Source organism: Dyella tabacisoli (assembly GCF_003350925.1).
In the GTDB taxonomy this organism is placed as follows: domain Bacteria; phylum Pseudomonadota; class Gammaproteobacteria; order Xanthomonadales; family Rhodanobacteraceae; genus Dyella_C; species Dyella_C tabacisoli.
This window is the reverse complement of record NZ_KZ857178.1, coordinates 205404-219258: the sequence shown is the minus strand read 5'-3', so window position 1 is coordinate 219258 and position 13855 is coordinate 205404. Positions and strand designations below refer to the sequence as shown.

Annotated in this window: 14 protein-coding genes; 5 read left to right on the top strand and 9 right to left on the bottom strand. The window is 61.2% G+C overall.

The annotated features are described in order from the left end of the window. Nucleotides 1-271: 271 nt before the first annotated feature. From DVJ77_RS14825 to DVJ77_RS14805, 5 genes are all read right to left on the bottom strand, one after another. Nucleotides 272-1288 (bottom strand): S41 family peptidase, encoded by a 1017-nt coding sequence (locus DVJ77_RS14825; protein ID WP_162791499.1) that lies wholly within the window; start codon nt 1286-1288, stop codon nt 272-274. A 23-nt stretch (nt 1289-1311) separates the two neighbouring features. Then, entirely contained in the window at nt 1312-2499 is a 1188-nt protein-coding gene (locus DVJ77_RS14820; RefSeq protein ID WP_114846275.1) for a WD40/YVTN/BNR-like repeat-containing protein, read from the bottom strand. Between the two features lie 108 nt (nt 2500-2607). Beyond that, nucleotides 2608-3102, bottom strand: coding sequence for a MarR family winged helix-turn-helix transcriptional regulator (locus DVJ77_RS14815; protein WP_114846274.1), 495 nt, complete (start codon nt 3100-3102; stop codon nt 2608-2610). Nucleotides 3103-3187: 85 nt separating this feature from the next. Further along, complete coding sequence (locus DVJ77_RS14810) at nt 3188-3550, bottom strand: VOC family protein (RefSeq protein WP_114846273.1); 363 nt, start codon at nt 3548-3550, stop codon at nt 3188-3190. 73 nt (nt 3551-3623) lie between these two features. Further along, nucleotides 3624-4292: a TetR/AcrR family transcriptional regulator gene (locus tag DVJ77_RS14805; RefSeq protein ID WP_114846272.1), complete on the bottom strand. Its 669-nt coding sequence runs from the start codon at nt 4290-4292 to the stop codon at nt 3624-3626. Between the two features lie 76 nt (nt 4293-4368). On the opposite strand from DVJ77_RS14805, the gene DVJ77_RS14800 reads away from it, so the two are divergent. Then, entirely contained in the window at nt 4369-5004 is a 636-nt protein-coding gene (locus tag DVJ77_RS14800; RefSeq protein ID WP_114846271.1) for a glutathione binding-like protein, read from the top strand. A 73-nt stretch (nt 5005-5077) separates the two neighbouring features. After that, nucleotides 5078-5623 carry a hypothetical protein gene (locus DVJ77_RS14795; protein ID WP_114846270.1) on the top strand — a complete coding sequence of 182 codons (546 nt, stop codon included), beginning with the start codon at nt 5078-5080 and terminating at the stop codon, nt 5621-5623. On the opposite strand, the gene DVJ77_RS14790 is transcribed toward DVJ77_RS14795, so the two are convergent. Continuing rightward, nucleotides 5606-6433 (bottom strand): AraC family transcriptional regulator, encoded by an 828-nt coding sequence (locus DVJ77_RS14790; RefSeq protein ID WP_114846269.1) that lies wholly within the window; start codon nt 6431-6433, stop codon nt 5606-5608. The genes DVJ77_RS14795 and DVJ77_RS14790 overlap by 18 nt on opposite strands. A gap of 83 nt (nt 6434-6516) precedes the next feature. Further along, nucleotides 6517-7926 (bottom strand): type I glutamate--ammonia ligase, encoded by a 1410-nt coding sequence (gene glnA / locus DVJ77_RS14785; protein WP_114846268.1) that lies wholly within the window; start codon nt 7924-7926, stop codon nt 6517-6519. A gap of 446 nt (nt 7927-8372) precedes the next feature. Here glnA and DVJ77_RS14780 point away from each other — a divergent pair, with 446 nt between their 5' ends. Beyond that, nucleotides 8373-9170: an undecaprenyl-diphosphate phosphatase gene (locus DVJ77_RS14780; protein ID WP_114846267.1), complete on the top strand. Its 798-nt coding sequence runs from the start codon at nt 8373-8375 to the stop codon at nt 9168-9170. A gap of 38 nt (nt 9171-9208) precedes the next feature. After that, on the top strand, nt 9209-10780 hold the full coding sequence (locus DVJ77_RS14775) for a winged helix-turn-helix transcriptional regulator (RefSeq protein WP_114846266.1): 1572 nt from the start codon (nt 9209-9211) through the stop codon (nt 10778-10780). A gap of 12 nt (nt 10781-10792) precedes the next feature. On the opposite strand, the gene DVJ77_RS14770 is transcribed toward DVJ77_RS14775, so the two are convergent. Continuing rightward, nucleotides 10793-11917 (bottom strand): serine hydrolase domain-containing protein, encoded by a 1125-nt coding sequence (locus DVJ77_RS14770; protein ID WP_225428019.1) that lies wholly within the window; start codon nt 11915-11917, stop codon nt 10793-10795. A 442-nt stretch (nt 11918-12359) separates the two neighbouring features. Between DVJ77_RS14770 and DVJ77_RS14765 the strand changes: the two genes are divergently transcribed. Further along, nucleotides 12360-12662 (top strand): hypothetical protein, encoded by a 303-nt coding sequence (locus DVJ77_RS14765; protein ID WP_114846265.1) that lies wholly within the window; start codon nt 12360-12362, stop codon nt 12660-12662. A 210-nt stretch (nt 12663-12872) separates the two neighbouring features. Here the strand turns inward: DVJ77_RS14765 and DVJ77_RS14760 are convergent, their stop codons facing one another. Beyond that, entirely contained in the window at nt 12873-13841 is a 969-nt protein-coding gene (locus DVJ77_RS14760; RefSeq protein WP_114846264.1) for a LysR family transcriptional regulator, read from the bottom strand. Between the last annotated feature and the right edge of the window lie 14 nt (nt 13842-13855).

Sequence of the window (13855 nt, the reverse complement as noted above, 5' to 3'; positions counted from 1 at the left end):
TTCCGAGGTCGAACGAGAATCGGACAGCGGCCTTCCCCTCGGATCAAAGATGGTCGAATCTAAAGATGGTGGCCGGATCGAGTGTGACGATGGCCCGCCAAGTTAATTCGCCTGGACTGACGGAACGAGCAATGTTTGTGCCAGTGAGTATTTGGACGTGATTGATGTCACGCCTTATCCAGCCAGCCGGCATGCCGACCAACATCGGCGCGTGGTTGCCACGCAAGGTCACCTTGTGACCCGACTGACTTGAGGGGCAAGCCGCAAAGGGTCAGCGCGCGGGCTTTTCGTCCGGCTTGGCATGCTTCGCCAGCGCTGCGTGCGCCAGTTCGAGTGCTTTGTCGTACGCCTGGTCTGGCGGCGTCGGCACATCGGGTTTCACGCCCACGCCCTGCCAGTCGGTACCGGTGAGCGGATTGATCGAACGCATCTCCGGCAACTTGATTAGAAAGTGATCGGTCAGGCGCCGGCGCTCATACGGGTGAGCACCCCCGCCACTGGTCTCGCCCACCACGGTAACGCGCTTCATCGCCTGCAGGTCGTACGCGAAAGCTTCCGCGGCGGAAAAGGTCTTGTGCGAGATCAGTACAAAGACCGGTTTCGTACCGCCGAATCGACGACCGGGCACCCAACCCGGCGTGGTGGCGCGGGTGAGTCGATTGCTCGGGCGATCATAGGTCGCACTCATCTCTACCGACTTGTCCAGCAGATACGCCGCCAGCAGCAGCCCCATGTCGCTTTCGCCGCCGCCGTTGTTGCGCAGGTCGATAATCAAGACCTTGGACTGTGCCAGCAAAGTCATCGCGGACTGCATCATATCGGCGGCCGTGCGGGTAGGCGCGAACACCCGCAGATCCAGATAGCCGATGTTGTCGTCAATGCGCCGCACACTTTCGAAACCGTAATTGACCGCAGGGCCGGCCCAGCTATCGTCGTCTTCTTCGTATTGATCGGCCGCCTGCGCATCGGGCGGCGGCACCAGGTCGGCGCTGTAATTGATACGAAAGTGTCCGTCACCGGAAAGCTTGCGCAGCTCCATGGTCAACGCCTGCGCGAAAGCCGCTGGCTCGCTATCGCGCTTGAACGCCTCGGCCTTGGCCTCCCTGCGGATCTCGGCGGCGAGTTTGCGTCCCGCCGCCGGGTCAACGTAGCGGGCCTGGATAATCTCGGCAGCTTGTTCGATGACTTCGCGCTGGCTGCCCGCGGTCATGGCCGCGGCGCCGAGATCGGCGGCAACGGCACAGCCCGAGCCGAGCGCCAATGAAATTGCCAGGACGATGTGTTTCATAGCGGCATGTTTCATAGCGGCGCTTACGGCTTGCCGACCTTTACCGGCGCCGTATCGCCCGGCGTCGCCGGCAATCCAAGTGGCGAAGTAAACGTATAGACATCCGAACCGATGGCGTACCCAACGAAGTGGCCATCGCTGTCGGGCATGATGCGAATCTTGTTCACTACGCGACCAAACTCAATCGGCTGCCAATGCGCACCGCCGTCGCGGGTTTCAAAACCGCCTTGGCTGGTACCGACCCAACCCAGCTCGGCATTGGCGAAGCCGATACCAAACTCCCGCACCTTGGCATCATTGACCAGCGGAAGCTCCTTCCAGGTCTTGCCGCCATCGGTGGTTTTCGCTATCCAGCGCTGCGTTTCGTTTTTGTCTTCGCTGTCGTTCTGGATCGTGGCGTAACCGATTTGCCGGGTCGGGAAACTGCCTTTCCAGTTCAGTTCGCTGGGGCGTTTGGATTCGTAGACTTTCTGCCAGGTTTTGCCGCCATCGTGTGTCGCCACGATCAGCGCGTGGGAGCGCTCGACATTTGCGTCGCTGCCGGCAAACACGATGCCATTCATTTCGTCGAAGAACCTCACATCGACAATCATCGCCACCCACGGATTCATGTCGATATTGATCCAGCTATTGCCGCCATCGAGTGAGCGCAGCAGATAGGCCGGGCCGCCTACGCGTCCAGCGGCGTGGATCATTGTGCGGGTAGCGATCTTGCCGGCATCGATGTAATGCACTTTTTGCACATCAATGGCGCAGATGCCTTTTATCGCCGGTCCCGGCAGATTCTTTACGGCGTGCCAGCTATCACCGCCATCGTTGGTTTCATACAACGGCGTGGGATCGGTGACGCCGGGGAAATAGTCCGTACCGATATTGCCGGCGAACCCGTGCTGGGGATCGATCATGCCGAGGGCGCGAAAATACGTGCCGGGCTGTTGCAACACATGTTGCCAGCTACGACCGCTGTCGCGACTGCGCCAGATATTGCCTTTGCCGTTGACGTAGAAGCCGGTGTCGCGATCGACGAACTGAATGTCGTCCTGCTTGCCTTTATAGGGCTCGGTGGGGAGTTTCTGCCAATGCGCGTCAACGGCCGGCGTCAGCGCCGCCTTGTCATCGTTCGCTTGTGGCAGCGTTGCGCATGCGGTAATTACCGCTGCAGCCAGCGCCAACAAAGCAAGGCGCAGCACTTCTTTTGTCCCGTGCACCATTGAAATTCACCGCCACGATCATGATCGATTAGTCGACGGCAAAAATAGTATAAGCACTGTTAGATGTGATCTACCCAACTAAAGGCACGGGAGATCTTGAGCAGGCTCTTACGCCGCGCTGCCCTTTCCGCGCCTTTTCAATGTCTCATTGGCAGACTGCAGCCGAGCTGAAAAAGGGCGTCGTTCGAGTGCTTCGATCGCTTCGTGCAAAACCTGGGACAGCGGCACGGATAGATCGCGCTCAAGCTCTGTCGCGGCGATATATGTCGCCGCCCAGCACCGTTCGAGTAGAGCGACCTTGCGCCCCGCGCCTGCGGTGAGGGAGATGATGCGTTCGCGCCCATCACCGCTCCGTCCGCCCTTCACCCATTTATGCAGGGTCATTTGCGCAACCGTCTGGCTGGCTGCGGAGTGAGTCATGCCGGCGTGGTCTGCAATGGCGCGGATCGACGAGGGGCCTAAAGCGATCAGCGCGCGGATCACCGGCGTAAAGCGCGGACCGTAATCCAGACCTGCCTGCCGGTAGCTGTCTTCTACCGCGCCATCCAATAGCTCGGTCAGGTGGCGCAGCAAGGTGCCTAAAGACGAAGTGGAATCCTTCATCCCGGAAATATATGAGTGCTGTTATACAGCGTCAAGCCGGCGGTTCTGAGCGACGCTCATACCCACCGGCGCCTGACCCAGCCGATCAGCTCATACACACCGCCTCGACGTTATTGCCGTCCGGGTCGAGCAGAAACGCAGCGTAGTAACTGGGGCTGTAGTCGGCACGTAAGCCGGGGCTGCCGTGATCGCGGCCACCCGCGGCGAGACCGGCAGCGTGGAAACGATCGACCGCGGCCCGGTCGTTAGCCCGAAGCGCTATATGCAGCCCAGGGCCGGCGGCATCTTTCACCGGGTACAGCCACAGCACAGGCTCGCCCGCAGGGCCGAAGCCCGCGCCGCTGTTGTCGCTTGTACAAAGGCCATAGCCGCAAGCTTCGGTAATGGCCGTATAGAAACGCACGCTGGCATCGAGATGGCGAACTTTCAAACCGATGTGATCGAACACGATGATCTCCTTGGAACGAGGGGGAGATCAGTCTGTTCGACCCAGAGCTAGATACACTTGGAGAATCTTGCGCTCACCGTGAGGAAGCTGCGCGCGGTTTCGCTGCTCGCTTCGATGTATCTGCTGCCGTGCCGCAGATCAACTGCACACCGGCGATAGCGGTGGCGCGCAATGACTTACGCGTATCGCCCGTGCGCGAACGCAATGCCAATGTGTGCAATACGGCCGAGGCGATCTTTGCCAGCACCACCGGGTCGGCATCGGCTGCCAACTCGCCGCGCGTCCGTGCCAAGCGCAGGCGCACCTCGATGGCGTAATCAAATGCCCGCAGCGCCTCACCCAATTTCGTGCGCACCTCGGCATTCACCACTGCCTCAGTGGCTGCTGTACCGATCAGAAAGCAACCCCGCGCATCGGCATCGGCGGGCAAGTACAGTGAAAGTGCCCTGTCGTATAACCGCATGAGTGCTTTTGGCAACGACACATCGTCGGCCAGCGCACCATCGATTGCCTCGATCGATTCGGCGATATAGCGATCCAGCGTTTGCAGATACAGCCCGTGCTTGTCGCCAAAGGCACTGTACAGACTCGGCCGGTTCATACCGGTCGCTTCGCTCAGATCGTCCAGCGACGTGCCGGCATAACCTGCACGCCAGAACGTACCCATGGCATCAGTCAGCGCCTGATCGGGATCGTAGGCGCGCGGCCGGCCGCGCGGCTTCTTGGTTTCTTTTTGTACCATATTGTATAAAAAGATTGACGTCGTTGATTTATGTTCAATATAGTACAAAAACATTAGCCATGAAGGAGTCGACGACATGAAGCTGTATTTCGCCCCGCTGGCCTGCTCGTTGGCCACCCGAATCTGTGCCTACGAAGCCGGCGCGTCGATTGACTACACCCAGGTCGACACCAAGCAGAAGCTATTACATGACGGCGGCGATTTTTTCGCGATCAATCCGATCGGTCAGGTGCCGGTACTGCGCACGAACGAGGGCTGGCTGCTGACCGAGAACACGGCGATCCTGCCGTATTTCGCCGACAGCTTCCCCGACGCACAACTGGCGCCAGCGGCAGGCCCGCAGCGCGCCCTTCTGCAGCAATGGCTGGGTTTCATCAGCACCGAGCTGCACAAAGCAGCGTTTGTTCCGCTGCTCGATCCGCATGCGCCCGAGGGTGCCAAAAGCTATGCGCGCGAAAAGATCCCGCTGCGCCTGGGCCTGCTGCAAAACCATTTTGCGGCGCACGACTACCTGCTCGACCGCTTCAGCGTCGCCGATGCCTACCTGATCGCCGTACTGAATTGGGCGCCGTATAGCGGTGTGGATCTGGCGCAATGGCCGGCCGTTCACGCGTACTACCAGCGGATGTTGCAGCGAGCCAGCGTGGCGCAAGCGGTGGCCGAAGAGGTGGCCATGTATCGCGATGAGCAGTCACGACGCGCGAAAGCCTGAACCCAGCGCAAGTTTCTCCAAGTAGCTGCCGTCTGGTCAGCGCAGCATGGCCTCTACTTTTGGAGACACCGCCATGCTCAACGCCTTTCCCATGCTAAGTGCCCTGCACGCTGACGGCCCGGCGGCTGATCGAGCCGCAGCGATGTGGCTGTACGGCCGCTTCGTTGGCTCGTGGAGCGGCCGCCTGATTTATTTCGATGCGCAGAATATTCGGCACGAGACCAGTGCCGAGGTGCATTTCGGTTGGGCGCTGGAAGGACGCGCGGTACAGGACATCTGGATCGCGCCGTCACGCAGCGAACGTCAACCCGGCGAGCCGCAAATCATGTACGGCGCGACGTTGCGCGTCTATGACCCCGGCAGCGATACGTGGCAAATCATCTGGACCGACCCGGTGTGGCAAGTCTATGACCGCATGACCGGTCGCGCCGACGGCGACAACATCGTGCAGGAGTACCGCATGCCCGATGGCGCGCGCTGCCAGTGGATGTTTACCGAGATTACCGAGAACTCGTTCCACTGGATCCGCCGCGAATCCACGGACGATGGCCTGCATTGGGAGTTACGCGGCGAATTTCTGCTGCACCGACAAGTGTCCGATTCAATCAAGGCGGCCTGAGCGCGGCCCGCGTGCCGCCTGGCGGAATCGTCGCGGCGACATGCCGGCGGCACGATGAAAGCTGCGTACGAAGTTGGACAGATCGGCAAAGCCCACGTCATAGGCGATCTCGGTGATCGGCCGCGATTCGTCGAGCAATTGCCGCGCTGCCCGGCGCAGGCGCGAACGGATCAGATACTGATGCGGCGTGACGCCGAGCGTCTTGGTGAACAGCCGCAGGAAATGGAACGCGCTCAGACCCGCCTCACTGGCGGTCTGTTCTAGGTCGATCGACTGCGCCGCATGCGCATCCAGCCACATGGCGGCCTCCACCGCTCGACGTCGATCGTAGGGGCGCATCGTTAACGGCTTGCGCGCCTGCCCGCCCACCAGCTCGACAAAGCGAGCCGCGAAAATCATGCCCGCCTCATCCACACCGATATCGCTGACGCCATCGGCGGCGGCCTGGGCCAGCTCGCCCTGCACCATCAGTTCGGCCAGCGGCGGCAAGGCGCCCACTTGCCAGATGCTGCGGCGATCGCCCATGGTTTCGACCAGCGACGGCGCCAGGTGAAAGGACAAGCATTCGTCACCGCCGCCGTGATGCTCATGCGTACAGGTGAATTCGTCGCCAGGATGGCCGACCAGCACCGAACCGGCGACCAGCTCGAACGAACGGCCACGGCTCTGGCAGCCAAAACTGCCGCGACGCACATAAGACACGGAATGGCTGCCGTGCTGTTCGGCGAACGGCATATCCTTGGGTCCGGCGCTGCAGCGGTAATCGACTACCGCCATGCAATCGCGGCGCAATAGCGTAGTGGCGGTCATGACGCGCCAAGTCTAGGCGCGCCGCCGCAACACGACAACGGGCGCCGCAGCGCCCGTTGCTTTCTTTCATTGAACCCTGACGATTACAGCGCGTAATACATCTGGAATTCCAGCGGATGCGTGCTGGCGCGGTAGCGGGTCACTTCCTGCATCTTCACGCCGATATAGGCGTCGATGAAGTCGTCGGTGAACACACCGCCGGCCTTGAGGAAGTCGCGGTCCTTGTCCAACGCGTCCAACGCAGCGTCGAGGCTGGAGCAGACCTGCGGGATGTTTTTCTCTTCTTCCGGCGGCAGGTCGTACAAATCTTTGTCAGCCGGCGCACCTGGGTCGATCTTGTTAATGATGCCGTCCAGACCGGCCATCATCAGCGCGGTAAAGGTGAGGTAGCCCGACTGCATCGGATCGGGGAAGCGCACCTCGATGCGGCGACCCTTGGGGCTGGCCACGTACGGAATGCGGCAACTGGCCGAGCGATTGCGTGCCGAGTAGGCCAGCATCACCGGCGCTTCGTAACCCGGCACCAGACGCTTGTAGCTGTTGGTGGTGGAGTTGGCGAAGGCATTGATCGCCTTGGCGTGCTTGAAGATACCGCCGATGTACCACAGCGCGGTCTGCGACAGGCCGCCGTACAGATCGCCAGCGAACAGGTTGTTGCCGTCCTTGCTCAACGACTGGTGCACATGCATGCCGCTGCCGTTGTCGCCGACGATCGGCTTGGGCATGAAGGTGGCGGTCTTGCCGTTCTGGTGGGCGACATTCTTGATGACGTATTTCATCGTCATCAGCTCATCGGCCTTCTGCACCAGGGTGTTGAAGCGCACGCCGATTTCGCACTGGCCGGCATTGGCCACTTCGTGGTGATGCACTTCGACCTTCTGGCCGAGCGACTCCAGCACCTTGCACATATCAGCGCGCAGGTCGCCGAGCGAATCGACCGGGCTCACCGGAAAGTAACCGCCCTTCACGCCTGGACGATGACCCGTATTGTTGTTGTCGTACTTGTAGCGCGACGACCATGCCGCTTCTTCGGAGCCGATCTCGTAGAACACCCGGCCCATGTCGTTCTGCCAGCGCACCGAATCGAAAATAAAGAACTCCGGCTCCGGGCCGAAGAACGCGGTATCGGCGATACCGGTGGATTTCAGAAACGCTTCGCCGCGCTTGGCGATCGAGCGAGGATCGCGGCCGTAAGCCTGCATCGTGCTCGGCTCCAGCACGTCGCAATGCAGGATTAGCTGGGGGTGCGCGCTAAACGGATCGAGATGCGCGGTCGCCGGGTCGGGCAGCAGAATCATGTCCGACTCGTTGATGCCCTTCCAACCGGCAATGGAGGAACCATCGAACATCTTGCCGTCTTCAAAAGTCGACTCGTCGATGGCGTGCGACGGGAAGGTGACGTGATGGTGCTTGCCGAGCATGTCGGCGAAGCGCAGGTCGACAAACTCGACCTCGTGTTCCTGGATCAGGTCGAGCACTTTCTGAGCGGACATGGATAAACCTCGATGGGGATGGAAGAGCTTAAGTCCCTTTGTCTTAGCAATGCTTGTGCCAGGCGTCGAAAACGTGACAGAGCAAGCTTAGAGCGGGGATGTGACAGTGAAAACCCAGGCTGAAACGCACCGCCATGGTGCTATTTCGGCGTAGACAAGCACCATAAAGAAGCATTTATCGGCTGACTGCCGTAAATCATAAGGCTGTTGGTGTGTTGCCGGTGCGGCCGGGTTTACAGCCCTGCAAGTCCCGAAAAAGGGACTCCCTTCGGTCGCAGGGGGAGGCTGGGAGGGGGTGCTGCCTTGCCAAGACGCCTAAGACAGCCATGAGCAAGCTCAGCTAAATTCCCGCTCGCCTCCCCTACGGCTTATCCCCGTAAGCTATGCCGCCATTACCCGGCGACAGGCCGGCGACTTACCGACACCTCAGCGGAGCCAACGCCCTCGTGAACGATCTCTTCAACGTCATCTTGCTCGGCATCATCGAGGGCATCACCGAGTTTTTGCCAATCTCCAGTACCGGTCATTTGCTGATCGCCGAGAAATTCGGGCTGGGCGAGCGCTCGGAACTGTTCAACGTGGGGATTCAGGCTGGCGCGATCCTCGCTGTCACCTTTATCTACTGGTCGCGCATCTGGCAGTTGTTTACGCAGTGGCGCGATCCGGCTAACCGCGACTACCTGCTCAAACTCTTCGTGGCCTTTGCGATTACCGCCGCGCTCGGTTTTCTGGTGACTCACTTCGGCTTCAAGCTGCCTGAGGCGGTGACTCCGATCGCCTGGGCGCTGGTGATCGGCGGCGTATGGATGCTCGGTGCCGAGCGCCTGGCGGCGCGGCAGGTCGATCGCAGCGAAGTGACCTGGCGGGTCGCGATACTGGTCGGTATCGCGCAAATTATCGCCGGCGTGTTTCCCGGCACCTCGCGCTCGGCGGCGACCATTTTCACCGCCATGCTCGCCGGTACCAGCAACCGCGCAGCGGCTACCGAGTTCGCCTTTCTGGTAGGTATCCCGACCATGTACGCGGCGACCGGCTACGAATTGCTGAAAGTCATCAAGAGCGGTGGCGTGGCGCACGAAGACTGGACCGCTCTGGCCGTCGGCTTTGTAGTCTCGGCCATCGTCGCCTTTGTCGCGGTGAAATGGCTGCTCGGCTATATCCGCAGCCATCGCTTCACCCCGTTTGCGATTTATCGCATCGTGCTGGGCATCGCCTTGTTGCTGCTGATGCCGGCGGGTGCATGAGAGGATAGTTGCCGCCCTTGCCGCGGCACATCCTGTCCATGAATCAGCCCAGGCTCTATCGGCTGCTCGATCTGCAGATCGACCTTGCGCGCCAGCAAGTAAGCCGTGATGGCACCACGCTAGATGTGCAAGGGCTGAGTTTTCAGTTGCTGGCCTGCCTGCTCAGCCATGGTCATGCCGTGGTGGATTTCGACCGCCTGATCGCCGAGGTCTGGGCCCCGGCGATAGTCAACGAAGAAACCGTCACCCAGCGCGTCAAGCTGCTGCGTCAGGCGCTTGGCGATGATGGCCGCCGGCCGCGCTATATCCGTTCGGTGCGCGGCCGCGGTTATCAACTATGCGAGCCGCCGCAGGTGGCGGATGCGTCGCTGCCGGATACCGCGCAGCCATCGCGCTACCGCTATCTGCCGGCAGCCCTGGCGATGCTGCTGGTGTTGCTCGGTACGACCTCATGGTGGCTGCTGCACCAGCCCACCGCGCCGGCAACCGTAAAACCATCGGCCAGCCAGGAGTTGCTGCAACGCGCCGACTACTACGCCGGCATCGGCCAACGCGAAAACAACGAGCGGGCCATCGAGCTATATCAGCAGGTACTCGCGGCGACACCGCAGAACCTCGCCGCACAGATCGGCCTAAGCCATGCCTATAGCGCCCGCGTTTGCCTGTACAACTTCCCTTACGAGTGGACGGTGGCTGCGCAGAAGCTCGCCGAGTCGGTGCTTCAGGCCGCGCCGAACCACGCGCCTGCCTGGTCCGCCCTGGCTTATGCGCATGATTGCCGGGGTGAATTGCAGCTAGCGGTCGATGCCTACCAGCGCGCTTTTACGCTCGACCCCAAGGACGACAGCAGTCGTGCTTCGGCCGCCTATCTGTATCAAGAACAAGGACGATTGAGCGAAGCGCTGCATACCAATCTCGATATGCGCGGCGACCCGGCCAAGATTCGCTTTCGCGAAGTGCAGATTGCCCGCGAGCTGGATCTGCTCGGCTTTAGCGAAGCCGCCGAGCAGCGCTTTCGACGCAGCTTTCAGCTCAACCCCGACAATGTGTTTTCCAATATCGCCTGGCCGCAGCATTTGTTTCTGCAAGGTCGATACGCCGAGGCACAGGCGGCGCTGGATCAAGCACTGACACGCAACACGCCGCACGTCGGCTTGTACTTGCTGGCCGGCGAGCTGGCGCTGCTGCGCGGCGATCGCCACGCGGCCAGCCTGGCTTTCGACAAAGCCGTACAACTGCGCCCACAGATGGGGCTGGCACAAACACTGGCCGGCCTTTACGGCCCTACCCCCGCGACATCGGCGTGGCTGGATCAACGCATCGCCAGCATGCAAACCGAGCTGGCCAAGGGCGTCGGTTATCCGATGGATCGTCTTGAACTGGCGACCCTGCAACTCGCTCGCGGCAACCGGTCGGCAGCGCTGGCGACGATCACTACCGCCGTACAGGCCGGCTATAGCGATCGCGCCTATCTGCAAACCTCGCCGCTGCTGCAACCGCTGGCCGGCGAACCCGCTTACGCGGCAGCGATCGATGCGATCAGCCGCCGCGTCAGCGAACAGCGCCGGCACGTGCTGGCGGCCGACTGGCGACCGCCCGAGCTGCACTAGCCAGCGCCCACCTCAAGGCATCGCCTTGAGAATGTAATCGCGAAAAATCCCCTGCGATTGCGGATGCGCATAACTGTGGTTGTAAGCGGTGCTGGTAATCACCGCGACCAGCTTTTGGCTCGGTACGACAAAAACGTAGTTGCCGCCGTTGCCGCCCATCGCCCAGGTCGGCTGCTCGACCCCCTTGAGCGGAAAGCGAAAGCGCCACCACAGGTAGCCGTAGTCGGCATCTTCGCGGGCTTGCGCGCGCGGCGTCAGCATGGCCTGTATCCACGATGGCGAAATCACCTGCTGCCCTTGCCAGCGGCCACCGTCGAGCGCCAACTGACCGAGCTTGGCCAGGTCACGGCTGCGGTAACGGGTACCGCCGCCACCCATGCCGATACCCAGTGGCGAGCGGTTCCATTTGACTTGCGTGATACCTAGCGGATGCTCCAGCGCCTCGGCGGCGAAATCGGCCAGTGGCTTGTGCGTTGCCCGCTCCACCACCGCCCCCGCAACAAAGGCGCCTGCGGTGCAATAAGAGAAGGCGCGCCCATAGGGGCTGTCCTTGGGCTTGCTCATCCATGGCGCATAGCCCTTGATCGGCAAGTCCAGCGCAAATTGCAGCCAGTCTTCAGTGACATACATACGCTCCTCGTTGCCGCCGGAGAACTGGTTTTCGTCGTCGCACTCCCACTGCGAACTCATCGTCAGCAGATCCTCCAGCGTGATCGCCTGCTTGCGCGGGTCGGGGTGTTGCCAGGGCTGCTTGTCCGAGAAATAACCGTAGATCGGCGTCTGCACCTTTGGGATCAAACCGCGATCGATCGCCGCCCCCACCAGCAAGGCCGTGACACTTTTGCTGGCCGAACGGATGTCGTTGAGCTGGTCCGGGTTGCCGCCGTTGAAATAAGCCTCATAGACCAACTTGTCGCCCTGCACCACCACGATGCTGGTGATGCCCTTGAAGCTTTTGTCGGCGAGCTTGCCCTCCAACTCGGTAAAGCGAGACAGATCCCAATGCATTGCACGGGCGTCGGCCACCGCCCAGCCGTCGTCGTGATGTATCGGCGGTTGATAATCCGTCGCCGCCAGCGGCAACACCGCGCCAGCCAGCAGGCCAGTCAGAAATAAACGCGTACGTATCGATGCCACCGGTGTTCTCCGCTTGAGTGAGGTGGAGAACAGATGCGCAGGCTTGCGAATGAAGGGCCTGAAAAGCGAATGAAGAATTCTGAAGGTGCTTCGGGCTGCGGCCGGACCCCTCCCCAACCCTCCCCTGCACGCAGGGGAGGGGGCTGACTGAGGTGAGGTTGGGAGGGGGTGCAACCTAGCCGCAAACTTGACGCCCACCCACACCGCGCGTAGTTTCGTTCGGGTCGCCGCACATCGGCGACCGGGTGTAGCAACCCGAACAGCACAGGCGCAAATGAAGCGCCTGCTAGGCGCTTTTTGTTTGCGCGACACCCCGGCTTATGGCGGGCGTGTCGGGCAGGCTTAGGCCTGGCCGGGTTCTGTGTTCTCGGTTTGCTACCCCGGCACGTCCGCCACCCTGTATTCGACAGGGCGGCGGCTCCATCTAAAAAGGAGCTTCAAGATGGCCGCAACCGATACCACACTATCCACTGAGCGCACTCGCTTCAGCGACAGCTACCAGATCGACCCCGACGCTACGCCCGAGAGCCTGCAAGACGATGTGAACGAAATGCTGGATCACGCTCGCGCCATTTCTCTGGCGTTGTGCCACTCGCTTACGCCACATGCCGAGGTGGATTTCAACCACCTCTCCAGCGTGTTCGCCGCCATCGCCAATATGATCGATATGGCGCAAAGCGCCTCGGACCATGCGCACATGCAGTTGCAGCGTGAGCGGGTCAAACCCAAATCCAAACCGCTTTAAAAACCGTAGGTTGGGGTGAGCGCAAGCGAACCCCAACGTTGCGCGACATTGGGGTTCGCGGCGAACTTCAATGTGCGCCTGTTGGGTGTCACGGCGAGCTTCAACGTGCGCCTGTTGGGTATCAGGGCGAGCCTCAATGGTGCGCAACGTTGGGCATCACTTCGTTCAGCCCAACCTACCGAGCTTTCGGCCTTGCCGCAGGCACCATCTCTACGCACTAAGCCGTGGCCGCGGGATCGCCTCGGCTTGCAGGGCGTGCTTTAAACAGCCCGGCTCACTGGTGCGCTCGAACAGCTCGCGCACCCATTCGATAAAGGCTTGTACGCGCGCGGACAGATGTTTCTTCTGCGGGTAGACGATCCACACGGGTTTGCCGGTAGAGATGGTGTCGGTCATCACCAGCTCCAGCTTGTTCAGCTCCAGCATGCAGGCGGCGAGCAGGTGCGGCGCCTGGATGATGCCGAGCCCGGCGACGGCGGCCTGGATCACCGACTCGCCGTCGTTGATAAGCATGTGCGCGTCGATATCCACCTCGACTTGTCCGCTGGGCGTATCGAATTGCCATTGGCGCGGGCGGCCGTTGGGGTAGACGTAGTTGATGCAGCGGTGTTGTTTGAGCTCTTCGATGGTGCGCGGTGCGCCGTAGCGTTGCAGGTATTGCGGCGCGGCCAGGACGACATTGCGGAAGTAGCCGATCTTGCGCGCGATCATGCTGGAATCCTCCAGCTCGCCCATGCGGATCGCGCAATCCACCCCTTCGCCGTTGAGGTCGGAGGGGAAATCGCTCATCGCCAACTCAAGGCGGATATCCGGGTAGCGCGCCTCGAAATCGGAGAGGTTGGGGATCAGCGCGGCACGCCCCACCGACACCGAGACACCTACCCGCAACTTACCTGAGGGCTTGCGGTTGGCGTAGCCCAGGGCCTCCGTCGCCTCGGTCAGATCGGCGAGGATCTCCTTGCAACGTGCATGGAAAGCCGCCCCATCGTCGGTCAACCGCATGGAACGGGTCGAACGGAACAATAACCGTGCACCGAGCTGCTCTTCCAATCGCGAGACCGCCCGGCTGACGCCCGAAGGGGTCATGCCTAATTGGGCCGCCGCGGCGGCAAAGCTCTTGGCTTCGACGACGCGGACAAAGGCCGCGATCGCGGAAAAATCGGCTGTGGAATCATTCATAGCGGCAATTCTGA